The 23,667-nt window shown below is 71.3% G+C and carries 21 protein-coding genes; 15 read left to right on the top strand and 6 right to left on the bottom strand.

Going from position 1 to position 23,667, the window contains the following annotated elements:
- Positions 1–270: 270 nt before the first annotated feature.
- A complete protein-coding gene (locus WFI00_RS07740) occupies positions 271–1,221 on the bottom strand; it encodes a hypothetical protein (RefSeq protein WP_336631954.1) in 951 nt (316 codons plus the stop codon).
- A 463-nt stretch (positions 1,222–1,684) separates the two neighbouring features.
- Here WFI00_RS07740 and WFI00_RS07735 point away from each other — a divergent pair, with 463 nt between their 5' ends.
- From WFI00_RS07735 to WFI00_RS07685, 11 genes are all read left to right on the top strand, one after another.
- Positions 1,685–2,989 (top strand): SufS family cysteine desulfurase, encoded by a 1,305-nt coding sequence (locus WFI00_RS07735; RefSeq protein ID WP_336631955.1) that lies wholly within the window; start codon positions 1,685–1,687, stop codon positions 2,987–2,989.
- A gap of 120 nt (positions 2,990–3,109) precedes the next feature.
- Complete coding sequence (gene sufU, locus WFI00_RS07730) at positions 3,110–3,571, top strand: Fe-S cluster assembly sulfur transfer protein SufU (RefSeq protein ID WP_336631956.1); 462 nt, start codon at positions 3,110–3,112, stop codon at positions 3,569–3,571.
- Positions 3,568–4,959 carry an NAD(P)/FAD-dependent oxidoreductase gene (locus WFI00_RS07725; RefSeq protein WP_336631957.1) on the top strand — a complete coding sequence of 464 codons (1,392 nt, stop codon included), beginning with the start codon at positions 3,568–3,570 and terminating at the stop codon, positions 4,957–4,959. Before sufU ends, WFI00_RS07725 begins: the two co-directional genes overlap by 4 nt.
- Before the next feature lie 218 nt (positions 4,960–5,177).
- The gene (locus tag WFI00_RS07720) at positions 5,178–5,345 is read left to right on the top strand and encodes a hypothetical protein (protein ID WP_336631958.1); all 168 of its coding nucleotides are present in this window, start codon (positions 5,178–5,180) and stop codon (positions 5,343–5,345) included.
- Positions 5,342–5,431, top strand: coding sequence for a K(+)-transporting ATPase subunit F (gene kdpF, locus WFI00_RS07715; protein ID WP_336631959.1), 90 nt, complete (start codon positions 5,342–5,344; stop codon positions 5,429–5,431). The genes WFI00_RS07720 and kdpF overlap by 4 nt, the downstream gene beginning before the upstream one ends.
- Positions 5,431–7,113 (top strand): potassium-transporting ATPase subunit KdpA, encoded by a 1,683-nt coding sequence (gene kdpA / locus WFI00_RS07710; protein WP_336631960.1) that lies wholly within the window; start codon positions 5,431–5,433, stop codon positions 7,111–7,113. Before kdpF ends, kdpA begins: the two co-directional genes overlap by 1 nt.
- 1 nt (position 7,114) lies before the next feature.
- Entirely contained in the window at positions 7,115–9,313 is a 2,199-nt protein-coding gene (gene kdpB, locus WFI00_RS07705; protein WP_336631961.1) for a potassium-transporting ATPase subunit KdpB, read from the top strand.
- A 25-nt stretch (positions 9,314–9,338) separates the two neighbouring features.
- Positions 9,339–9,947, top strand: a complete 609-nt coding sequence (gene kdpC, locus WFI00_RS07700) for a K(+)-transporting ATPase subunit C (RefSeq protein ID WP_336631962.1) — start codon at positions 9,339–9,341, stop codon at positions 9,945–9,947.
- Positions 9,948–10,008: 61 nt separating this feature from the next.
- Positions 10,009–12,528 (top strand): DUF4118 domain-containing protein, encoded by a 2,520-nt coding sequence (locus tag WFI00_RS07695; RefSeq protein WP_336631963.1) that lies wholly within the window; start codon positions 10,009–10,011, stop codon positions 12,526–12,528.
- Positions 12,525–13,211, top strand: coding sequence for a response regulator (locus WFI00_RS07690; RefSeq protein ID WP_336631964.1), 687 nt, complete (start codon positions 12,525–12,527; stop codon positions 13,209–13,211). Before WFI00_RS07695 ends, WFI00_RS07690 begins: the two co-directional genes overlap by 4 nt.
- 25 nt (positions 13,212–13,236) lie before the next feature.
- Positions 13,237–13,650 (top strand): ester cyclase, encoded by a 414-nt coding sequence (locus WFI00_RS07685; protein ID WP_336631965.1) that lies wholly within the window; start codon positions 13,237–13,239, stop codon positions 13,648–13,650.
- A 10-nt stretch (positions 13,651–13,660) separates the two neighbouring features.
- Here the strand turns inward: WFI00_RS07685 and WFI00_RS07680 are convergent, their stop codons facing one another.
- Both WFI00_RS07680 and WFI00_RS07675 read right to left on the bottom strand, forming a co-directional pair.
- Positions 13,661–14,626 (bottom strand): SRPBCC family protein, encoded by a 966-nt coding sequence (locus WFI00_RS07680; protein WP_336631966.1) that lies wholly within the window; start codon positions 14,624–14,626, stop codon positions 13,661–13,663.
- A gap of 1 nt (position 14,627) precedes the next feature.
- On the bottom strand, positions 14,628–15,041 hold the full coding sequence (locus WFI00_RS07675; RefSeq protein WP_336631967.1) for an ArsR/SmtB family transcription factor: 414 nt from the start codon (positions 15,039–15,041) through the stop codon (positions 14,628–14,630).
- Positions 15,042–15,284: 243 nt separating this feature from the next.
- Here WFI00_RS07675 and WFI00_RS07670 point away from each other — a divergent pair, with 243 nt between their 5' ends.
- Positions 15,285–16,502: an ATP-binding protein gene (locus tag WFI00_RS07670; protein WP_336631968.1), complete on the top strand. Its 1,218-nt coding sequence runs from the start codon at positions 15,285–15,287 to the stop codon at positions 16,500–16,502.
- A gap of 188 nt (positions 16,503–16,690) precedes the next feature.
- On the opposite strand, the gene WFI00_RS07665 is transcribed toward WFI00_RS07670, so the two are convergent.
- Positions 16,691–17,851: an epoxide hydrolase family protein gene (locus tag WFI00_RS07665; RefSeq protein ID WP_336631969.1), complete on the bottom strand. Its 1,161-nt coding sequence runs from the start codon at positions 17,849–17,851 to the stop codon at positions 16,691–16,693.
- 54 nt (positions 17,852–17,905) lie between these two features.
- Between WFI00_RS07665 and WFI00_RS07660 the strand changes: the two genes are divergently transcribed.
- Positions 17,906–18,556 (top strand): TetR/AcrR family transcriptional regulator, encoded by a 651-nt coding sequence (locus WFI00_RS07660; RefSeq protein ID WP_336631970.1) that lies wholly within the window; start codon positions 17,906–17,908, stop codon positions 18,554–18,556.
- Positions 18,557–18,628: 72 nt separating this feature from the next.
- Here WFI00_RS07660 and WFI00_RS07655 read toward each other — a convergent pair whose 3' ends face one another.
- Positions 18,629–19,348, bottom strand: a complete 720-nt coding sequence (locus WFI00_RS07655; RefSeq protein WP_336631971.1) for a GntR family transcriptional regulator — start codon at positions 19,346–19,348, stop codon at positions 18,629–18,631.
- An 11-nt stretch (positions 19,349–19,359) separates the two neighbouring features.
- Positions 19,360–20,256: a dihydrodipicolinate synthase family protein gene (locus WFI00_RS07650; protein WP_336631972.1), complete on the bottom strand. Its 897-nt coding sequence runs from the start codon at positions 20,254–20,256 to the stop codon at positions 19,360–19,362.
- A gap of 98 nt (positions 20,257–20,354) precedes the next feature.
- Here WFI00_RS07650 and WFI00_RS07645 point away from each other — a divergent pair, with 98 nt between their 5' ends.
- Positions 20,355–22,052 carry a dihydroxyacetone kinase subunit DhaK gene (locus WFI00_RS07645; RefSeq protein ID WP_336631973.1) on the top strand — a complete coding sequence of 566 codons (1,698 nt, stop codon included), beginning with the start codon at positions 20,355–20,357 and terminating at the stop codon, positions 22,050–22,052.
- Positions 22,049–23,554, top strand: a complete 1,506-nt coding sequence (locus tag WFI00_RS07640) for an aldehyde dehydrogenase family protein (RefSeq protein ID WP_336631974.1) — start codon at positions 22,049–22,051, stop codon at positions 23,552–23,554. Before WFI00_RS07645 ends, WFI00_RS07640 begins: the two co-directional genes overlap by 4 nt.
- The last annotated feature ends 113 nt before the right edge of the window (positions 23,555–23,667 follow it).

Raw genomic sequence — 23,667 nt, 5'->3', positions numbered from 1 at the left:
CGTCCAGCACACGCCGCCTCCGCCGCCCCTCGAGCCGCGCGTCGTGGACACTCGGCATCGGGCGGGCGGGCGCGCGCGGGGTCGGGCCTGGCGAGCGAGCCGGCGGGCTCGGTTGGCCTGGCGGACCAGGCCCACCCCCGTCAAGGCGAGGCGTCTCGCCTCCGGCCGTCCCCACCTGCCGCCGAGTGTCCAGAACACGCCGCCTCAGGCATCCCCCGAGCCGCGGGTCGTGGACACTCGGCAGACCCGGGCGCGCGAGCGCGCGGGAGGTCAGGAGGGCGGGAGGAGGAGAGCCTCGCGACGGGCGGCGAGGCCGGCGAGATGCTCGGCGACGGAGAGACGCCGCTCCGCAAGACTCTTCTCGAGCTCGCTGAGCCGCACCCGCAGGTCGAGGGATTCCTCGCGCGCACGCGCGATCCGATCCCGGACCATCCAGTCGCTGACGATGTTGTCGAACACGACATCGAACACCGCGAGCGACGACGACATCTCGACGCCGCGAACGGGCGCCGCGTCCACGTCGCGGAGCTCGATCGACAGCCTCTCGAGGGCGCGATTGACGCGCTCGAAAGCAGCGGATGCCTGATCGATGCGCTGGTGCTTCATCGCGTCGGCGATGAAGCCGCCCCCGAAGAAGGTGTCGTAGGTCGACCATCCGCCCGCGCTCTCGAGCTTCTCGAACGCGTCCCGCAGGGCCTCCGTCGCCACGCCGAGGGCGGCGAGGGCCTCGTCGATCTCACGGAGGGCGTCGGATGCCTCGCCGATGTCGCGCGCGATGCGGGCGAGCTCTTCGATGCCCGGGCCACCCTGGGTCCGCACCACGCGCTCGTGCGCGGCGAGCGTGAATGCGTAGTGCGATTCGACATCGCCGAGCGCGTCGCGATCCGTCACGAGGCGGGCCACCTCGTCGCGGGCCGCCTCGAGGCGATGCGCGGAGTTCGCGACCGCGCGCTCCGCGACATCCCGCTCCGCGCGCTCCCGTGCGAGGCGATCGTCCGCATCCCCGCGCACGATCGCCCACATGCGCGACGGAGACATCCGCTCGAAGCGGCGGACATCGGCCTGCTCGACACGAAGCCGCGCCTGCAGCTCGGCCAGTTCGTCTCGGCGGGCGTCACCGAGCCGCACCACGGCGGCGAGCTGCTCGTCGAGCCGCGCGCGTCGGATCCGGTCTTCCGCCGCGCGGCGGAGGGCGTCCGCGGATGCATCGAGGTCACTCACCCTTCCAGGGTCGCACGCCTCCCCACCCGTCTCCCTCCCCCCCGCCCGTCTCTCTCCCCCCGCCCACTTCCCCGCCGAGTGTCCACCACACGCGGTGCGCACCGCCTCCTCCGCAGCGTGTCCTGGACACTCGGCTGGCTACGGGGCCCGAGACCCGCGGAACGAGCCAGGGGCGTGACGCCCGCACCTCGCCCCGCCGCATCACGCCCCGCCCCGCCACGCCCCGCCACGCCCCGCCCCGCCACGCCCCGCCCCGCCCCGCCCCGCCGACGCGAGTGTCCACGACGCGCGGTGCGGACGACCTCCGCCGCGGCGCGTCGTGGACACTCGGCACCGATTCCGAGCGGCACCCGCGCGAGTCGCACCCGCCCCGGCGGGCGGACCGCCCCGCCCGGCGCGAGCGGAACCCGGGGCCCCACCGGGGGACGGAGCCGGGCGGGGAGGCGGGGCGTAGCCTAGGAGGGTGACTTTCGCGCCCGCGTCCACCCCCGCCGTCGCGTCCGCAGACCCGATCGATGCGGCAGCGCTGCGGGCGGACTTCCCGATCCTCGCCGAGCAGGTGAACGGGCATCCGCTCGTCTACCTCGACTCCGCCGCGACGAGCCAGCGCCCCCGTGCCGTGCTCGACGCGGAACGCGACTTCCTCGAGCACGCGAACGCCGCCGTCCACCGCGGCGCCCACACGCTCGCCGCCGAGGCGACGGAACTGTTCGAGGATGCCCGGGCCACCGTCGCCGGGTTCGTCGGAGCCCCCGCCGAGCAGCTCGTCTGGACGAGCGGCGCGACCATGGGCCTCAACCTCGTCGCCTACTCGATCGGCAACGCCTCGGTCGGGCGCGGGGCACCGGCATCCGCCGCCCTCGCCCTGCGGCCCGGCGACGAGATCGTCACGACCGCGATCGAGCACCACGCGAACCTGATCCCGTGGCAGGAGCTCGCGGCACGCACCGGAGCCGTGCTCCGCTTCATCCCGGCGAACGACGACGGCACGCTCGATCTCGACGCGGCCGCTCAGATCATCGGCGAGCGCACCCGGATCGTCGCGTTCACGCACGTCTCCAACGTGCTCGGCATCGTGAACCCGGTCGCCGAGCTCATCGCCCTCGCCCGGCGGGTCGGCGCGCTGACGGTCATGGACGCCTGCCAGTCCGCCCCGCACCTTCCGCTCGACCTCCCCTCGCTCGGCGTCGACCTCGCGGTCTTCAGCGGCCACAAGATGCTCGGGCCCTACGGCGTCGGCGGCCTCTACGGCCGCGCCGAGGTGCTCGAGGCGATGCCGCCGTTCCTCACCGGTGGGTCGATGATCACGACGGTCACGCTCGACGGCGCCGAGTACCTGCCTCCGCCGCAGCGCTTCGAGGCGGGCACGCAGCCCATCGGACCCGCCATCGGCCTCGCCGCCGCCGTCCGCTACCTCGACGGCATCGGTCTCGACCGCATCCATGCCCACGAGGGCATGCTGGCCGAACGGATGCGGGACGGGCTCGTGGAGATCCCGGGCATCAGGCTGCTGGGCGACGCCCAGGGCGTCGAGCGGGTCGGGCTGTGGTCGTTCGACGTCGAGGGCGTCCACGCCCACGACGCCGGCCAGTTCCTCGACGCCCGTGGTGTCGCGGTCCGGGTGGGTCACCACTGTGCGGCGCCCCTGCACACCCGGTACGGTGTGACGGCATCCGTGCGGGCGTCGGCCGCGCTGTACAACACCGTTGCCGACGTCGACACGTTCCTGGATGCCGTGAGCGGCATCCGCCCGTACTTCGGTCTCTGACGGAGGGCGGGAGGATGCCGACCCGACCCCGACCTACCCGACGCCCGACCCGCGGAACCCCCTGACCCGCTCCACCCCGACACAGACGCCCGCCATCTCGAAGAAAAGGCGATCACGACCATGAGCGACCTCGACGCCCTCTACCGCGAACTGATCCTCGACCACTCCAAGCATCCGCAGCACTTCGGGCTGACCGACGAGGGCGACGCCCCGGCCTCGTCGGGCACATACGGCACCTCATACCAGAAGAACCCGGTCTGCGGCGACGAGATCACCCTGCGCGCCCTCGTCGACGGCGAGCGCGTCGCCGACGTCACGTGGGAGGGCCGCGGCTGTTCGATCTCGCAGGCCTCCGCCTCCATGCTCGCCGACCTGGTCGCCGACGAGGGCCTCACCCGCGCCGAGACGGTGGCGCTCATCGAGGGGTTCCGCGAGGCGCTCCGCTCGCGCGGTCAGCTCGAGCTCGGCGAGGAGGTCTACGGAGACGCGGCCGCCCTGTCGGGGGTCTCGAAGTTCTCCGCACGCGTCAAGTGCGCGATGCTCGCCTGGGTCGCGCTCGAGGATGCGATCGCCAAGGCATGAGCGCCGCGAACGTGCCCCACGTCGTCATCATCGGCGGCGGCTTCGCCGGCATCGGCGCGGCGCGCGCCCTGCGGAAGGCGCCCGTACGGGTGACCCTCGTCGACCGCCGCGTCTACAACACCTTCCAGCCGCTGCTCTACCAGGTCGCGACGGGCGGGCTGAACCCGGGCGACGTGACGCACTTCCTCCGCAGCCTGCGGATCGGGCAGAAGAACCTCGAGGTCGTGCACGAGCACCTCATGGAGATCGAGCCGGATGCCCGGACGGTCCGCCTGCTCGACGGGCAGGAGCTCTCCTACGACTACCTCCTCATCGCCAACGGCGTGACGACGGCCTACCACGGTACGCCCGGCGCGAAGGAGAACTCGTTCGCGGTCTACTCGCGCTCGCAGGCCATCGCGATCCGTGACACCCTCTTCACCCGCCTCGAGCGCGCCGCCGCCGACGCGGAGCGCACGCGCGGCCTGTCGGTCGTCGTCATCGGCGGCGGCCCGACGGGTGTCGAGATGGCCGGAGCCCTCGCCGAGCTCCGCGACCAGGGCCTCGAGCCCGCATACCCCGAGCTCCACGGCGATGCGTTCCGCATCACCCTCGTGCAGCGCAGCGAGATCCTCAAGCCGTTCCTCCCGAAGCTGCGCGCCTACGCCGCCGACCAGCTGCGCCGGCGCGACGTCGATCTGCGTCTGGGCGCGGGCGTCGACGAGGTCTGCCCCGACGCGGTGCGCCTCTCGGACGGGACCGTCCTGCCGTCCGACCTCACGATCTGGGCGACGGGCGTCGCGCCCCACGAGGAGGTGCGCGAGTGGTGCCTGCCCCTCGACAAGGGCGACCGCATCCGCGTCGGCGAGGACCTGCAGGTCGAGGGGATGCCCGGAGTGTTCGCCGCGGGGGACGTCGCCATCGCCCCCCAGGACCTCCCGCAGCTCGCGCAGCCGGCGATCCAGGGCGGTCAGCACGTGGCGCGCCAGATCCAGCGCCTCCTCTCGGGCCTGCCGACCGAACGCTTCGAGTACTGGGACAAGGGCCAGCTCGCGATCATCGGGCGCCGCGCCGCGATCGGCGAGGTGCCCGGGATCTCGCAGCTCCCGGTGCTGCACCGGCTCACGGTCCTCGGGCGCATCCCGCTGCTGCGCCGGCTCATCCCGCTCACGGGGCGCATGGCGTGGGCGACCTGGCTGTTCGTGCACATCACGAGCCTGCTCGGACCGCGCAACAAGATGACGGTCATGATGGGCCTGGTCGTCCGGTACGGCGTGCGCCTCCACCGCGCGCCCGTGCCGATCGTCGGCGACGTCCCCGCGATCCGGCCCTCCCGGGCCGAGCGTCGGCGGCTCTCCCCCGAGCAGCGGGCCGCGGTCGACGCCGCGGTCGCGGAGGACGCCGGCTGACACCGCGACCCGCATCCCCGACTCCGACCCCCGTTCGCCTCGCGAGCGGGGGTCGTGTCGTCGATGCGTCCGTGAGGAAGCCGTAGGGACCGACGGGCGGGCCGTAGGGAAACCGTGAGGATGCCGCCGCGCGGGCATCCGGCGGAGTTGTATCGGATGCCGTGCCCATCGCGGGCATCCGTCCCCCTCGCGGGTGCGGTCAGCGTCTGGAGTCCCCGTTGCTCGATGTGATCTACGTCCTCACGGCGGTCGCGGTGTTCGCGCTCGTCGGCCTGGTCGCCCGGGGGGTGGAGAGCCTCGTCCCGCGCGAGGACGCCCCCGGCCGTGGCGACGGCGCGCGCCTCGACCCGGCACGACAGGTGCACACGGCGGAGGGCCGCCGGTGATCGTCTTCTCCGCGATCGCCGCCGTCCTCGCGGTCGCCGCGGTCGTCTACCTCGTCGTCGCCCTCGTGAAGCCGGAGCGATTCTGATGGATGCCTCGGCCGCATGGCTCGCCGCGCTGCAGATCGCCGCCCTGATCCTCCTCCTCGCCCTGCTCTACCGCCCCGTGGGCGATCTGATGCACCGCGTCTTCACGAGCACGAAGGACTCCTCCGTCGAGCGTGGCCTCTATCGCCTCATCGGGGTCGAACCCCGCGCCGAGCAGACCTGGCAGGCGTACCTGCGCGGGGTCCTCGCGTTCTCGCTCGTCGGCCTGCTGTTCGTGTACGCGCTGCAGCGACTGCAGGCGGTGCTGCCCGCGTCCCTGGGCCTGCCGGCGGTGCCGGAGGGCCTGGCGTTCAACACGGCGGCGTCCTTCGTCGCCAACACGGACTGGCAGTCGTACTCGCCCGAGGCCACCATGGGATACCTCGTGCAGGCGACGGGTCTGGCGGTGCAGAACTTCGTGTCGGCGGCCGTCGGCATCGCGGTGGCGATCGCGCTCGTGCGCGGCCTCTCGCGCCGGGGCGCGACGACGATCGGCAATTTCTGGGTCGACGCGGCCCGCGCCGTCGGACGCATCCTGCTGCCGCTCGCGATCGTCGGAGCCGTCGTGCTCATCGCCGGCGGGGTGATCCAGAACCTCTCGGGGTTCGCGCAGGTGACGACGCTCACCGGCGCCACCCAGACGATCCCGGGCGGACCCGTCGCGTCGCAGGAGTCCATCAAGCTGCTCGGCACGAACGGCGGCGGCTTCTTCAACGCGAACTCGGCGCATCCGTTCGAGAACCCGACGCCGTGGACCGACCTGTTCCAGCTGCTGCTGATCCTGGTCATCCCCGTGGCGCTGCCGCGCACCTTCGGGCGGATGGTCGGCGACGACCGTCAGGGCTACGCGATCCTCGCCGTCATGTCGACGCTCGCGATCGTCTCGATCACGGCCGTCACCTGGCTCGAGGCCGCCGGACAGGGCGCCGCGCCCCAGCTCGCCGGTGCGGCGATGGAGGGCAAGGAGCAGCGCTTCGGCGTGGCCGGCTCGGCGCTGTACGCGGCCGTGACGACCCTCACCTCGACCGGCGCGGTCAACTCGATGCACGACTCGTTCACGCCGCTCGGCGGCATGATCCCGCTGCTGAACATGATGCTCGGCGAGGTCGCGCCGGGAGGCGTCGGGTCGGGTCTCTACGGCATGCTCGTGCTGGCCGTCATCGCCGTGTTCGTCGGGGGCCTGCTCGTCGGGCGGACGCCGGAGTACCTCGGCAAGAAGATCGGGCCGACCGAGATCAAGCTCGCGAGCCTGTACATCCTGGTGACGCCGACGCTCGTGCTCGCCGGTACGGCGCTGAGCTTCGCGATCCCGGCGATCCGCGCCGACGTCGAGGCGACGTCGATCCTCAACCCGGGTGTCCACGGGATGACCGAGGTGCTGTACGCCTTCACCTCAGCCGCCAACAACAACGGCTCCGCGTTCGGCGGGCTGACGGCGAACACGCCCTGGTTCACCACCGCGCTCGGCGTCGCGATGCTGCTCGGCCGGTTCGTGCCGATCGTGCTCGTCCTGGCGCTGGCCGGATCGTTCGCGCGTCAGCAGGCCGTGCCCGCCGGCGCGGGGACGCTGCCCACCCATCGCCCGCAGTTCGTCGGCCTCCTCGCCGTCGTCGCGGTCGTCATCACCGCCCTCACCTACTTCCCCGTTCTCACGCTGGGTCCCCTGGCGGAAGGTCTCGTCTGACATGAACATCACCGATCACACCCACGCACCGACGCCCGTCGCGCCCTCCGCCGGCTCTGCAGCGCGCGCGAAGGGCACCCGTACGGATGCTCCGTCGACGGCCCGCCGCGCCTTCGGCATCGCCCAGCTCGCCGAGGCCCTCCCCGGCGCGGTGCGGCGGCTGAACCCGGCACAGCTGTGGCGGAACCCCGTCATGTTCCTCGTCTGGGTGGGCGCCGCCCTCACGACGGCGATCGCGATCGCCGAGCCGTTCCTCGGCGGGCCCGAGCCCTCCGGCGGTTCCCCCGTGCCGGCGGGCTTCACGTGGGGCATCGCGCTCTGGCTGTGGCTCACGGTCCTGTTCGCCAACCTCGCCGAGTCGGTCGCCGAGGGGCGCGGGCGGGCGCAGGCCCAGGCGCTGCGCCAGACCCGCACGTCGACCCTCGCGCACCGGGTGCGCGGCTACGACGCCGAGACGGATGCCGAGGCATCCACCTCCGGCACCGACGACGTCGCGTCGTCCGAGCTCACCCTCGGCGATGTCGTGGTCGTCTCGGCGGGTGAGCTGATCCCCGGCGACGGCGACATCGTCGCCGGCATCGCGACCGTCGACGAATCGGCCATCACGGGCGAGTCCGCGCCCGTCGTACGCGAGTCGGGCGGCGACCGCAGCGCCGTCACCGGTGGCACACGGGTGCTGAGCGACCGGATCGTGGTGCGGATCACGTCGCGCCCGGGCGAGACCTTCGTCGATCGGATGATCGCGCTCGTCGAGGGCGCGAGCCGTCAGCGCACCCCCAACGAGATCGCGCTGAACATCCTGCTCGCGAGCCTGTCGATCGTCTTCGTCGTCGTGGTGCTGACGCTGAACCCGATCGCCGCCGCCGTCGCGAGTCCCGTCAGCATCCCTGTGCTCGTGGCGCTGCTGGTCTGCCTCATCCCGACGACGATCGGCGCCCTGCTGTCGGCCATCGGCATCGCGGGCATGGACCGCCTGGTGCAGCGGAACGTGCTGGCGATGTCGGGGCGTGCGGTCGAGGCCGCGGGTGACGTGACGACGCTCCTCCTCGACAAGACCGGCACGATCACGTACGGGAACCGTCGCGCGAGCGCCTTCCGGCCCCTCGCGGGCATCGACGAGAGGGAGCTCGCCCGCACCGCCGCCCTGTCGTCGCTGTCCGACCCGACCCCGGAGGGCGTCTCGATCGTCGAGCTCGCCGCCGCCGCGGGAGTGCACGTCGATGCGTCGCTGGACGCCACCGCGGTGCCGTTCACGGCGCAGACCCGCATGAGCGGGCTCGACCTGCCGAGCGGCGCACGGATCCGCAAAGGCGCGAGCAGCGCCGTCCTCGCCTGGCTCGACGCCGAGGGGCACGAGCCGCCGCCGGAGCAGCGCGCAGAACTGCTCCGGATCACCGATGCCATCGCCCAGTCCGGCGGGACCCCGCTGGTGGTCGCCGTGCTCGACGCGCGATTCGGAGGAGCTCCGCTCGGCGTCGTGCACCTGAAGGACGTCGTCAAAGAGGGGCTGCCCGAGCGATTCGCGGAGCTGCGCGCCATGGGCATCCGCACCGTCATGATCACGGGCGACAATCCGCTCACCGCCCGGGCCATCGCAGCGGAGGCGGGGGTCGACGACGTCCTGGCAGAGGCGACCCCGGAGGACAAGCTCGCCCTCATCCAGCGCGAACAGGCGGGCGGCGCGCTCGTCGCCATGACCGGCGACGGGACGAACGACGCGCCCGCGCTCGCGCAGGCGGACGTCGGCGTCGCGATGAACACGGGCACGTCGGCGGCGAAGGAGGCCGGCAACATGGTCGACCTCGACTCCGACCCGACGAAGCTCATCGACATCGTGCGCATCGGCAAGCAGCTGCTCATCACGCGCGGCGCGCTGACGACGTTCTCGCTCGCGAACGACATCGCCAAGTACTTCGCGATCATCCCGGCGATGTTCCTCGGCGTCTTCCCGGGGCTCGCGGCGCTCAACGTCATGCAGCTGCACTCCCCCGCATCCGCGGTGACGAGCGCGATCGTCTTCAACGCGATCATCATCGTGATCCTCATCCCGCTCGCCCTCCGGGGCGTGCGGTACCGGCCGGCGAGCGCCTCGCAGATCCTGGGCCGCAACCTGCTCGTCTACGGCGTCGGCGGAGTCGTCGCGCCGTTCGTCGGCATCAAGCTCATCGACCTCGTCGTCAGCCTCATCCCGGGCTTCTGAGCCCGCCCTCCGGAGGAGATCCCCCATGTCCCGCACCCGCCCCCTGCTGCGCGCGACCGGCGTCGGCATCCGCGCGACGCTCGTCGCGACCCTCGTGCTCGGCGTCGGCTACACCGCCCTCGTCACGGCGATCGGACAGCTCGTCCTGCCCGCGCAGGCGAACGGATCGCTCGTCGCCGACACCCGCGGGTCGATCGTCGGCTCGGCCCTGGTCGGCCAGTCCTTCACCGACGCCGACGGCGCGGCACTCCCGCAGTACTTCCAGAGCCGCCCCTCGGCGGCGGGCTCCGGCTACGACGGCGCCGCGTCGTCCGGATCGAACCTCGGCCCCACGAACCCCGATCTCGTCGCCGCGATCGCCGCGCGGCGCGCCGGGATCGCCGCTCGCGAGGGCGTCCCCGAGGCCGCCGTCCCCGCCGACGCCGTCACCGCCTCGGGGTCCGGTCTCGACCCCGACATCTCGGTCGCCTACGCGCTGCTGCAGGCGCCTCGGGTCGCCGCGGCGCGGGCGCTGCCGGTCGCCGAGGTCGAGCGCCTCGTCGCCGCCCACACGACGGGGCGCGACCTCGGCTTCCTCGGCGAGCCGCGGGTGAACGTGGTGGCGCTGAACCTGGCCCTGGACTCCGGGCGGTGACGGGGCCGACGCGGGAGCGAGCGCACGCCGACGTCCGAATCCGCGGAACTAGGGTGAACGCATGAGACGCGGCAGGCTCCGGGTGCTGCTGGGTGCCGCCCCGGGCGTCGGCAAGACGTACGAGATGCTCGAGGAGGGCCGCCGGCTGCTCCTCGAAGGGCGCGACGTCGTGATCGGGATCGTCGAGACGCACGGCCGCGCCGCCACCGCCGCCCAGGCCGTGGGGCTGCCGTCCGTGGCGCTGCGGCGCGCACCGCACCGCGGTGTCGACCTGGCCGAACTCGACGTCGATGCGGTCCTCGCGCGTCGACCCGACCTCGTCCTCGTCGACGAACTCGCCCACACCAACGCTCCCGGCGGACGGCACGAGAAGCGCTGGCAGGACGTCGAGGAGCTGCGCGACGCCGGCATCGACGTCATCACGACCGTCAACGTGCAGCACATCGAATCGCTCGGACAGGCGGTCGCGCAGATCACCGGCGTCGTGCAGCGCGAGACGGTGCCGGATGCCGTGGTGCGCGGCGCCGAACAGATCGAGGTCGTCGATCTCGCCCCCGCCTCCCTGCGCGATCGCCTCGCCGCCGGTCACGTGTACCCCGCCGAGCGGATCGACGCGGCGCTGTCGAACTACTTCCGGCTGGGGAACCTGACCGCGCTCCGTGAGCTCGCACTGCTGTGGCTCGCCGACGAGGTCGACAGCGCCCTGCAGACCTATCGCGACGAGCACGGGATCACGGATGTCTGGCAGGCCCGCGAACGCGTCGTCGTCGCCCTCACCGGCGGCCCCGAGGGCGAGACGCTGCTGCGCCGGGGTGCCCGGATCGCCGCCCGCGCCTCGGGGGGCGAGCTTCTCGCGGCCCACGTCACGAGCAACGACGGCCTGCGCAGCGCGACGCCCGGTGCCCTCGTCGCCCAGCGCGCGCTCGTCGAGGCGCTCGGCGGCAGCTATCACCAGGTCGTCGGCGACGACGTCCCGCGCACCCTGGTGGAGTTCGCCCGTTCCGTCAACGCGACCCAGCTCGTCCTCGGCGCGAGTCGGCGCAGCCGGCTCGGGGCGGCGCTCTCGGGCCCGGGCATCGGAGCGACGGTCATCCGCGAGTCCGGCGACATCGACGTCCACATCGTCACGCACGCCGCCGCCGGCGGTGGCCGCCACCTGCCGCGGCTCACCGGCGGAGCGCTGAGCGTGCGTCGGCGCATCCTCGGATTCGTCGTCGCCCTCGCCGGCGGGCCGCTCCTGTCCTGGCTGCTGTTCGCGACCTCGAACGACGAAACCATCACCTCGGACGTGCTCGCGTATCAGCTGCTCGTCGTGATCGTGGCCCTCGTGGGCGGCATCTGGCCCGCCCTGTTCGCCGCCGTGCTGTCGGGGTTCACCCTCGACTTCCTGTTCATCGACCCGCGGTACACGATCACGATCGACGATCCCCTGCACGGCCTGTCGCTCGTCCTCTACGTCGTGATCGCGATCCTCGTGAGCTGGATCGTCGACCAGGCCGCCCGCCGCACCCGGGTCGCCCGTCGGGCAGCGGCGGAATCCGAGCTGCTCGCGACGGTGTCGGGCAACGTCCTGCGCGGCGAGAGCGCCGTGGCCGCCCTCGTCAGTCGCACGCGCGAGGCGTTCGCCCTCGCCGGCGTCCGGCTCGTCGACGCGCAGGGCGAGACGATCGCGAGCGACGGCGAACCCCTTCCCGAGGCGCAGGTACAGCGGATGCCCGTGCCCGCGCCCCCCGGCGCCCCTCTCACCCTCGAGCTGCACGGCGCGGGGATCTCCGCCGGAGACCGCCGCCTGCTGGAGGTCATCGTCGCCCAGCTGGGGGCCGCGGCGGAACAGGGCGAGCTCGAACGGGCGGCCCGGGCCGCGGGCATCCTCGCCGAGACCGATCGGGTGCGCAGCGCGCTGCTGTCGGCCGTGAGCCACGACGTCCGCCGTCCCCTTGCGGCCGCGATGGCGGCGGTGGGCGGCGCGCGCAGCGCCGGCGACGCCCTGTCGTCGGCTGACCGGGCCGAACTGCTGGCGACGGCCGACGAGAGCCTCACCGCGCTGGCGGCACTCATGACCGACCTGCTCGACGTGAGCCGCATCGAGGCGGGCGCCCTGGCCGTGTCGGTCGGGCCCGTCGACCTCTCCGACGTCGTGCTCGCCGCCGCGGCCGAGCTGGACCTCGGCCCCGAGCTGCTCGATCTCGCCCTCGACCCCGAGCTCCCCGAGGTGCGCGCCGACGCCGTGCTGCTGCAGCGGGTGGTCGTGAACCTGCTCGCGAACGCACGTCGGCACGCGCCCTCCGAGGGCGCCGGGTCCCGCGTGCGCGCCGCATCCAGCACCTTCGGTGACGTCGTCGAGCTGCGCATCGTCGACCACGGACCGGGCGTTCCGACCGAGCGTCAGGACGACCTCTTCGCGCCGTTCCACCGGCTCGGCGACACCGACAACACGACCGGCCTCGGACTCGGGCTCGCGCTGTCGAAGGGGTTCACCGAGGGCATGGGCGGCAGTCTGCGCCCCGAGGACACCCCCGGCGGCGGGCTGACGATGGTGGTCACGCTGCCGATCGTCGGCGCACGGACGGAGAATCCATGAAGGTCCTGATCGCCGACGACGATCCCCAGCTCGTGCGCGCCCTGCGGATCACCCTGGCCGCGCACGGGTACGACGTGATCGCCGCGCCGGACGGCGCCGCGGCCGTGGCCCTCGCCGGTCAGAGCCGCCCCGACCTGATCCTGCTCGACCTCGGCATGCCCAAGCTCGACGGCGTGCAGGTGATCCATGCGCTGCGCGGGTGGACGGATGCGCCGATCATCGTGGTCTCCGGTCGGACGGGATCGGCCGACAAGGTGGATGCCCTCGACGCGGGCGCCGACGACTACGTCGCCAAGCCGTTCCAGATCGACGAGCTGCTCGCCCGGCTGCGGGCGCTCGCGCGCCGCGCCGGAGCACGCACGGCCTCCGATGCCCCCCTCGTGCGCTTCGGCGACGTCGAGGTCGACCTCGCCGCGACGCAGGCGACGCGAGGAGGCACCCCCGTGCACCTCACGCCGACGGAGTGGCGGATGCTGGAGTTCCTCGCCCGCAACCCCGGGGCGCTGGTGACGCGGCAGACGCTGCTGCGCGAGATCTGGGGCACCGACCAGGTCGCCGACTCGGGGTACCTCCGCCTGTACATGTCGCAGCTGCGCAAGAAGCTCGAAGGCGACCCCGCCCACCCCCGCCACCTGCTCACGGAGCAGGGCATGGGCTACCGCCTCGTCGTCGACCCCGCCTGAGGCGGCACCGCCCGATAATGGTCGGATGGAACCGTGGGAACTGCGCGAGTGGTTCGGCGAGTTCGTCGACGCGTGCAATCGCCACGATCTCGACGGCATCCGGTCGTTCGTCGATCCGGACGTGCGGCGCGCGCACCTCCCCGGCGGAGCGGACGCCTGGATGGCCGACGTCGTCGAGCTCCTCCACTCGTTCCCCGACTGGCAGGTGCACCGCATCCGGCTGATCGTGGAGGACGATCGCGTCGCGGCGCACCTGCGCGGGTCGGGCACCCACACGGGTGCGTTCCGCGGCATCCGTGCCACGCGGCGGCATGTCAACGTCGCGGAGTTCGGCTTCTACCGCGTCGCACGCGGCCGGATCGTCGAGTTCGCCGGCACGGGCGACGGCGAACTGATCGAACAGCTGTCGTCGCGCGCGCCGGTGCGCCCGCCGTCCTGACCCGGGCGGGTCAGGACGCGCGGATCGCCTGCTCCAGCCGCGCGTACGAGGCCTCCATGCCGTCGGTCATCCCGGTCGCGAGGATCATGTCGCGCGTCTCGGCATCCGGATACTCGATCACGAGCGTCAGCAGAGTGACGCCGTCCTCCTCGTACAGCTGCAGATCGTTGAGGGTGGAGGGTCCGTCCGTGCCGATCATCTTCTCGGTCGTCACGGAGCGGTGGACGGGCTCGCTGAGCAGCGTCTCGCCCTCGAACCCGAAGCGGGTCGCCTCGTCGTCGCCCTGCTGCCAGACGTAGCGATACGTCTCGCCGACCTCGCACTCGACCAGCTGCCACCCGTCGGGACCGAGCAGCCACGTCTTCAGCAGCTCCGGTTCGTGGTGGGCGCGCCACACGAGCTCGCGAGGCCCGTCGATGAGGCGGGTGATGCGCACATGCTGGTCGCCCAGGATCTCCGTCCGCGTGCCCTTCCCCTCCGCGTAGGCGCGGAGGTCCTGCAGCACGATGTCGAGCTGACCCATCGCCAGGCGGATGCCCTGCACCATGCCCATCCCGACGGACTGCTCGAGAGCCTCGTGCGACGCGAAGTGGGTGACCCCGTCGAATCGCGTGCGATCCCCGTCCGCGGTGAACGAGAAGACCATGCGCATCGCGGGCATCCCCGCGACCAGGTCGCCGTTCTCGTCGGCGAACCCGTCGAGCACCTCGAACGAGTCGGGCTCGTCGATGCGGACGAACTCCCACCGGCCCCGCGAGCTCTCGCCGCGCGGGCCCGTCATCGCGTACTGCGCTAGGCCGCCGGGGGCGAAGTCGAACTGCGTGAAGGTGGCGGGCCAGCCCGGAGGGCCCCAGAAGCGCTCGAGCTGACGCGGATCGGTGAAGGTCGCCCAGACCCTCTCGAGCGGAGCGTCGAACTCCGCGGCGATGGTCAGGGTGAGTGCTTCGGGGTCGGTCGTGATGTCGGTGACGGGCATGTCAGGCTCCTTCGGTGCGGGTCGCGGGCGGTGCGGCGTCGGTCGCGGGGTGGATGCTCGGGTGGATGCGGGGCGAGGTCGAGGGCTCGGAGAACAGCGCGTCGAGGCGGTCGACACGCGAGCGCCAGAGGTCCTCGTAGCGGGCGAGGAGGGCGCGGGCCCGCGCGATCATGCGGGGGTCGGCGCGCACGAGGCGTTCCCGCCCCTCGGCTCGCTTGACGATGAGCTGCGCGGCCTCGAGGACGGCGACGTGCTTCTGGACGGCGGCGAAGGAGATCTCGTAGGCGGCGGCCAACTGCGACACCGACTGCTCGGACGCGATCGTCCGGCGCAGGATGTCGCGCCGCGTCGCCGCCGCCAGCGCCTGGAACACGCGATCGGTCTCATCGTCGCTCAACTCAGTTTGTACAACCATTTGGTTGTACGTTAGGCCGGCGGGTGCGGCGTGTCAAGAGCAGGTGCGGTCCTTCAGCAGCCGCTGCGCTACTGCCGCCGTTGCCCTGCCTCCGATCGGGACTGGATGTCCATCGCATGTCGCGCCAGGACTGCGCCTGGACCCCTCCCGCCGTCGCCGATCGCCGGGGATCACCTACTTTTGTAGTCTTACTCTGATTTATTTAGATTTAATAAAGCAACCTAATACGGTTAAGATCAGACCATGGACAACCTCGACAACCCATACACACCGAACGCGGGAGCCTCACCCGAGGCACTGATCGGACGCGACGATCAGACCGCGTCGTTCGAGGTTCTTCTCCGCCGGCTCCAGCGCGGGCGATCGGAACAATCGATGATCATCACGGGACTCCGCGGCGTCGGTAAGACCGTCCTACTGAACAGGTTCGAAGAGATCGCGCGCGGCGCCGGATGGGAGGTCGTCGAGTTCGAGGCCAGCAAACACGACGATACGAAGTTCCGACAGGCTCTTTTTTCGCAGCTGAAGGCGGCACTCTTGCGGCTCTCTCCCCGTGCGCGTTGGACAGCGCGGGGTCGTAGGGCAGCCGAGGTACTGAGCGCGTTCGCGGTATCCGTCGACCAGCAGGGGACATGGTCGATGTCATGGGATGTTCCTCCGGCTGAGGGACTGGGCGATCACGGTGACCTGGGCATGGACCTCACCGATGTCCTCACCGCTATCGGGGAAGCTGCGGCCGAAGAGGGCAAGGGCGTCGCGATACTCATCGACGAAGTCCAGTTCCTCGCCGCAACTCAACTCAAAGCGCTCATTCAATCCATCCACAAGACCGTGCAACGCAAGCTCCCGGTCACGTTCGTCGGCGCCGGGCTGCCGCAGATCGCCGAGCTTGCGGGCGATGCGAAGTCCTACGCCGAGAGACTCTTCAAGTTCCCGCGGATCGATTCACTGGATGACACTGACGCACGCAGCGCACTCACCGAGCCGGCCGCCGCGGAAGGCGCCGTCTATGACAGGGACGCTGTCGATCTCGCCGTCGACATCACTCGCGGATACCCCTACTTCATCCAAGAGCTGGGGTACCAGGTGTGGATCATCGCCCGGAACAACCGGATCACTCGTGAAGATGTAGCCCTTGCGCAGGAAGCTTATGAAGCCAAGCTCGACAGCTCCTTCTTTCGAGTTCGTCTCGATCGCGCTACACCTCTTCAAACCGCGTACATGCGCGCGATGGCCGAACTGGGCCCCGAGCCCCAAAAAGCCTCGGATGTGGCTCGATTGCTTGAACGCGATTCGACCCAGCTCGGTCCAACTCGCGCGGAACTCATCGAAATGGGATTGCTCTACACGCCCGAGCATGGATATGCAGCGTTTACGGTGCCCGACTTCGACAAGTTCATGCTCCGCGCGGTTCCCAAACTCGAGGTACCCCCAGTCCAGCGCCGCCGCCCCAAGATCTGATCACGTGCGCGCGGCCCCTGCGTCACGCTCGTTTCGTCGACGACCGTCACCCGCGTCGGAAAAGTGTCACGACAAAAGTCCGCCAGGATTCGCCTGAAACGCCTGCAGGCCGTACATCCAGTGTCATCTCATCGCGTTCCCGACAGGTGTTGTCGAGAGCGGGGCGACGGCCGGGCGCGGGGTCGCACTCAGGAGACGATCGACTGGGCGAAGGCCCGTAGGTCGGCGAGGAGCTCCGCCGGTTGCTCCAGGGCCGCGAAGTGTCCGCCCACATCGGAGTCGGTCCATCGCACGATCGTGTGGGACTGCTCGCTGAAGCGGCGGATCGAGATGTCCTCGGCGAACGCGATCACCGCGGTGGGGACGCCGGAGTTCTCGAACGCCGCCGGATCGGAGAACAGCGCCCCGTACTCCGCATAGACATTGTTCGCGGTCGACGTGGCCGTGCGCGTCAGCCAGTAGATCAGGACGTCGGCCAGGTGGCGATCCCGGTAGCGCGGGTCCTCGAAGATGTCCGGCGAATGCGTCCATTCGTGGATCTTGTCGAGCATCCACGTGAGCAGGGCGACCGGTGAGTCCTCGAGGCCGTACCCGATGGTCTGCGGGCGCGTGGCCTGGATGACGTTGTAGCCGTTCCCCTCCGACATGAACCGCCCGATCGAGGCCAGGCGGGCGCGTTCAGTGTCGGTGAGATCCTCGGCATCCGCCTCGCTCACCGGCTCCATCGGCATGAAGCCGATCGTCGCGGCGTTCACGTGCACGCCGATCACGTGGTCCCGGTCGACGCGCCCGACGTGCGGCGCGAGGACGGCTCCGTGGTCGCCGCCCTGCACGAGGTAACGGTCGTATCCGAGGCCGGCCATGAGTGTCGCGTACGCGCGTGCCGTGCGATCGACGCCCCACCCCGCATCGGGAGTCGGCCCCGACAGGCCGACGCCCGGGTGCGACGGCACGACCACGTGGAAAGCCGGCTCCGCCGGGGACCCGGGGTCGGTCAGGGGCGCGACGAGGTCGAGGTACTCGACGGGCGTCCCGGGCCACCCGTGCAGAGCGAGAAGCGGAATCGCGTCCGGGCGCTCGGAACGGACGTGGAGGAAGTGGACGGTCGTGCCGTCGATCGTCGCGACGAACTGAGGTACCGCGTTGAACTCCTCCTGGAACGCTCCCCAGTCGATGTCGCGCAGGGCGGCCGCCCACGTCTGCGCCGCGGCCACCGGGGTCCCTGCGGACCAGTCCTCCGCGCCCGGCAGTTGCACCGGCCAGCGGGTGCGGTCGATTCGTGACTGGAGATCGCGGATGTCCTCCGGTGCGAGGTACAGCCGATAGTCGTGGACGGTGAAGTCTGTCATGAACTCGCCCCTTTCGGAATGATACGTTCCGATTGCTCACGCTAGGGTACGGATATGGGCGACGCAAGCGGTGACGCGCGCGAACGGCGCCCGCACGCCGTCCAGGCCGACACGCGCATCCTCGCTGCCGTGCGCGAGCGGCTCGTCTTCGACCCGCGCAGCTCGATGGCGCAGCTCGCGGGCGCCGCCGATGTCGGCATGTCGGCGATCTACAGCCGCTTCGGCAGCCGCGAACAACTGTTGCGACGCCTGGCCGACGAGGGGACGTCTCTGTGGGCGGACGCGCTCCAGCGAGCCCATGACGCGCTCGATCGCGGTGAGGACGCCTGGGTCGTTCTGGAGGCGTTCCTCCGGACGGCGAGCGCGGCCGACGTGCTCGCACTCGGCGCGCTCATCGGCCGAACGGGTGAGGAGCGGGCGCGGATGGAGGACCTGGGCCGCAGCGGCGACGAACTCGTGCACCGCCTTGCGCAACGGGGCGCGGTGCGCGAGGGGGTCACGTCGAGCGACCTCGGAAAACTGCTCGAGGCCGTCGGATCGGTGCGCGGCGACGGCGCGGAGCGGACCCGCATGGTGAAGGCCCGCATGCTGGACATCGCGATCGACGGCCTCCGGGCCGGCCTGCCGCCGCTCACGGGGGACGCGCCGGGCCCCCGCGACTTCGACCCGGGCCGGTCGGAGCGCCAATCCGCGAGAGACGCATAGACGCCACGACGAGAGCCCGTGGCTCGCACCACGGGCTCTCGGGACGCCTGCACGCGACGTCGGCACCGGACTCTAGGGCTGGAGAGCCGACTCCATGTCCGCGGCCGTCCACTCCTCGACCTCGTCCAGATGCAGCGCCGCCGCGGCCTGCGCCGCGGCGACGTCGCCGCGGATCATGGCGTCGACGATCTCCAGGTGACGATGGGTCGAGCCATTGATGCGGTGCGACCCCGTCGCCCCGAGGACCCGCAGCCAGACGACGAACGGCTCGACGGTCGCACGCGCACGGATCAGGCGCGTGTTGCCGGTCGCCCGCACGATCTCCTGATGAAGTCGTGCATCGCTGTCGAAGAACGGCTGGTAGTTCCCCGCCTCCGCCTGACGCTCCGCCTCCACGATCTCCTCGCGGAGCTCGTGGAGCAGGTCTGCGGGCATCCGCTCGGTCGCGATGCCCGTCGCCACCCACTCGATCCCCTTTCGGACCTGGCACACCTCGTGGATGTCCCGGAGCGTGGGCTGCACGATGAACGTGCCGGCACGCGGCTTGGTCTCGATCAGCCGGTCGGTCTCCAGCTGCGCCAGAGCATCACGCACGGGTGTCCTCGACACGCCGAACTCGCTCGCGATCGACTGCGGGTCCAGCCGCGACCCCGGCGCATACTGGCCGGTGACGATGCGATCGCGCATGATGCGATAGAGCTGGTCCGCGATCGACTCCACCATCAGCGTGTCGTGCTGAAGCCCAGATGAAGCCGTCGCGAGGTCGCGACCGCCTGCGCCGGTGAGAGCCATCGCCGTTCTTCCTATTCGATCAGGCCCGCGTCGCGCAGGGCTGTTGAGATTCGAGCGTAGTCATCTTCCGTTGCGGGGGAGAACGGCTCGCGCGGACGCCCGCCGTCCCGGCCGAGCAACCGCAGGGCGGCCTTGATGGTCGCCGGCAGGTTCGGGCGGTCGATCGCGTGCCACACGGTGAGGATGCGGTTGTGGAGCTTCAGCGCCTCCGTGTGATCGCCTCGCTGGACGGCGTCCCACAGCTCGACGCTCAGATGCGGCGTCACCGTGGGGATGGCCGCGAGCGCCCCGTGGGCGCCGAGGACGAAGGCGGGGTAATGCAGGTCGTCGAGCGCCGCGAGCACGCGGAACCGCTCACCGTGGCTGTGGAGGATGTCCGCGAGCAGGTGCATGTCGCCCCCGCTCTGCTTGATGGAGATCACCTCCGGCACCTCTGCGGCGAGGCGGTCGATGACGTCGAGACCGAGCAGAGCCCACGGCACCACGTTGTAGAGGATGATCGGAAGCCCGGTCTCCTGGGCGATGAGCTTGAAGTGGGTGACCTGCTCGTCGACACCGGGCTTGAAGACGTAGTGGACGGGCGTCGCCTGGATGATGTCGGCTCCGGCATCCCGAACGGCCTGGGCGTATCGGATGGCCTGTCGCGTCGAATTCTGGATCACGCCCGCGATGACGGGAAGGCGTCCGTCGACCTCCTCGGCGACGACGCGGATGATCTCCGCGCTCTCCTCGAGCGACAGCGTCTGCCCTTCCCCGGTGCTTCCGCACGCGCAGATCGCCGAGATCCCGGAGTCGAGGAGGTACCGCACTTCCGCACGGAGAAGGTCGTAGTCCACCTCGTCCTGTTCGGTGAAGGGCGTCACGACCGTGGAGATCATGCCTCCGAGGTTCTGGTAGTCCGTCATCATTGACCTTTCATGTGGGATCTAGTGGGTGATACATTAGCATCAGATTCGAGCGTTCGCGATGATGCGAAACGTCGACGGTCGACAACGAGAGGTCGAAGATGAGTCACTACTTCCTGCCGGAGGGCGTGGATGCCCCGCTCGCCGCGGCACGCGCGCTCGGATCCCTGTATCCCCGCACGCTGCGGGTGTCGGAGGAGCCGCTCTACCTCGCCGCCGCGAACCCGTCGCCCACGCGCGTCGTCGCCCTGGTGTCGGGCGGCGGATCAGGACATGAGCCTCTGCACGGCGGATTCGTGGGCCGGGGAGGGCTCGACGCCGCCGTGCCCGGACAGATCTTCGCGTCGCCGCACAACAGGCAGATCTTCGAGGCGAGCCGCGCCGTCGCGCGCCCGGGAGGCGTGCTGCACATCGTGAAGAACTACACCGGCGACCTCATCAACTTCGGTATCGCCGCGGAGCGACTCGCCGCTGAGGGCATCCGCGTGGGTCGCGTCGTCGTCCAGGACGATCTCGCCAGCGGCGGGGACGGCGTGGCGACCGGGCGACGTGGCACCGGAAGCACCGTGATCGTCGAGAAGATCCTCGGCGCGGCGGCGGACTCCGGACTCGACCTGGACGCGCTCGTCGCGCTCGGCGAGGAGATCGTGCGTCGATCGGCATCCGTCGCCGTCGCTCGTGCCGCCCACACCTCTCCGGCCACCGGCCGACCGGCGTTCGAGCTCGCCGACGACGAGATCGAGTACGGCATCGGCATCCACGGCGAGCGCGCACAGCGTTCGGTGACGTACCCCGGCGCGCGCGCCACGGTGGAGCAGATGGTGGGCGAGCTTCTCACCGCCGTCGAGCCGCACGACGACGTCCTCCTCCTCGTCAACGGGCTGGGGGGCACCACCAACATCGAGCTCGCCGGTCAGTACGACGTCGTCGCGCGTCTCCTGGCCGACCGCGGCGTGCGCCTGCAGGGCGCCATGGTCGGCACGCTGGTGGCGGCACTCGACATGCGCGGCTTCTCGATCAGTCTGACCTCCGCCCGGCCCGAGTGGACGGAATGGTTCCGCTCCCCGACCGGCACGCCCGCCTTCCCACCGGTCGAGACGCCGGCACAGCCCGACCCGACGACCGACGGGCCCGCTCGCACCGAGTCCTCCGTCGGCGCGGCGACCGCGACGGAGGACACCGCCACGGATACGCTCCTCGCCCGCATGGTCGAGCTGTCCGAGCGCTTCCGCTCCCACCTGACGCACCTCGACCAGCAGTCGGGCGACGGCGACTTCGGCGACAACCTCGCGGGCGGCCTGTCGCGCGCACAGGCGACGCGGACGTCCGACGAGAGCGGGATGTCCGCCGCCGCCCGCGTCTTCCTGAACGACGTCGGCGGCACCAGCGGACCGCTCTTCGGCCTCATCTTCCAGTCGGTCGCGCGCGCGACCGACGCGGCGACGGCGTCCGATCGCGCCGCGGCGTTCGCCTCGAGCCTCCGCGACGGACTGGCGGCGGTGCAGCGCGTCGGGTCCGCCGAGCCCGGGGACCGCACGCTCGTGGACGCGCTCGCTCCCGCCGCGGCGGCCGGTGGCGATCTCGTCGACGCCGCCGAAGCGGCCGCGGCGGGAGCCGATCGGACGGCCGACCTCACGGCGCGGCGGGGCCGGGCGAGCTACGTCGGAGACCGCGCCCTCGGCTCCCCCGACCCCGGGGCCGTCGGTCTCGCATTGGTGCTCCTGGCCGCCGCTCACGAATGGGAGCCGGAATCCGCGCCCCGCGTCGAGCGGATCGTGACCGAGTGGGCCGCCCGATGACCTCCCTCATCGCGGGAGTGAACCCCGCCACAGGAGAGACCCTCGCCCCCGTCGCGGCCGCGACGACGCCCGCGGAGCTGACGTCGATCGTCGGGGCGGCCGCCGCCACGGCCGCCGCCCTCGACGGCCGGGGTCGAGCCGATCGGGCCGAACTGCTCGCCGCGATCGGGCGAGGCCTCCGCGCGGCCGAGGAGGAGATCGTCGACCTCGGCGTGGCGGAGACTGGACTCACCGCCGCCCGCCTCCGCGGCGAGCTCGCGCGCACGGCGTACCAGGCCGACTTCTTCGCCGACGTGATCCTCGACGGCGGATATCTCGAGGCGACGATCGACCACGCCGGGCAGACCCCGATGGGCCCCCGCCCGGACCTGCGCCGGATGCTCGTCCCGATCGGCCCCGTGGCGGTGTTCGGCGCCAGCAACTTCCCGTTGGCGTTCTCGGTGCTCGGCGGTGACACCGTGTCGGCGCTCGCGGCCGGATGCCCCGTCGTCGTGAAGGCCCACTCGTCGCACCCGGGACTGTCCCGTCTCAGCCACCGCATCGCCGGCGACGCCCTCGCCGAGACGGGCTATTCGCGGGAGACGGTCGGGATCGTCTACGGCACGGAGGCGGGAGCGACACTCGTGCGGGATCCGCGGATGGCGGCCGTGGGCTTCACCGGTTCGGAGACCGGAGGACGCGCTCTGCTCGACATCGTCAACTCTCGTCCGGAGCCGATCCCGTTCTACGGCGAGCTCTCGAGCCTCAATCCGATCGTGGTGACGGCCGCTGCGGCCGAGTCGCGGTCGGAGGGCATCTCCCAGGACCTCTTCGCAGCGGTGACCGGGTCGGCGGGGCAGCTGTGCACCAAGCCGGGGGTCGTGCTCATCGAGGAGGGGCCGGAGGGCGACGGGCTGATCGCCCGTCTGGAGCGTCTGTTCGCCGACGCCGCGCCTCAGGTTCTCCTCAACGAGCGCATCTTCGACGCGTACGACGATGCGCCGGAGCGACCTTCCGGCGGCGCACGAACCGTCCGTGGTCGAGCTGCGGAGGTGGGGTCGACCGGCTTCGCCGTGGCACCGCGGCTGGTCGAGTACGCCGGTGCCGACGTTCCGGAAGGGGCGTTCGACGAGGTCTTCGGCCCTCATGCCGTCGTGATCCGTTTCCAGGGACCCGTGCCCGGAGGCCTGCTCGACCGCATCCCCCGCTCGCTCACCGGCACCGTGTACGCCGAGACCTCCGAGGCCGAACGGACGAGACGGATCGCGGCAGCCCTGGCTCAGCGCGCCGGCCGTGTCCTGTTCGACCAGGTCCCGACCGGAGTCGCCGTCTCGTGGGCGCAGCATCACGGCGGCCCCTGGCCGTCGACGAACACGCTGCACACGTCCGTGGGCGCCACGTCGATCCGGCGCTTCCTGCGGCCGCTCACCTGGCAGAACGCGCCGGAGGACCTGCTCCCCGACGAGCTCCGCGACGGCGCCGTCGGGCTTCCCCGTCGCGTCGATGGTCGAATCAAAATCTAATATTTCAGACTTCAGCGATCATATGTTAGTCTACTAACACATCGTCCGACGGCTGGAGAGCCGCCGCCACGTCGCCCACCGGGCGGTTGCAATGACGCAGCACAGGGGTCGCG

The sequence above is a fragment of the Microbacterium sp. MMO-56 genome, assembly GCF_037146215.1.
In the GTDB taxonomy this organism is placed as follows: Bacteria; Actinomycetota; Actinomycetes; order Actinomycetales; family Microbacteriaceae; genus Microbacterium.
Note: the sequence above shows the minus strand (reverse complement) of the source record. Positions and strands in the feature narration are given on the sequence as shown.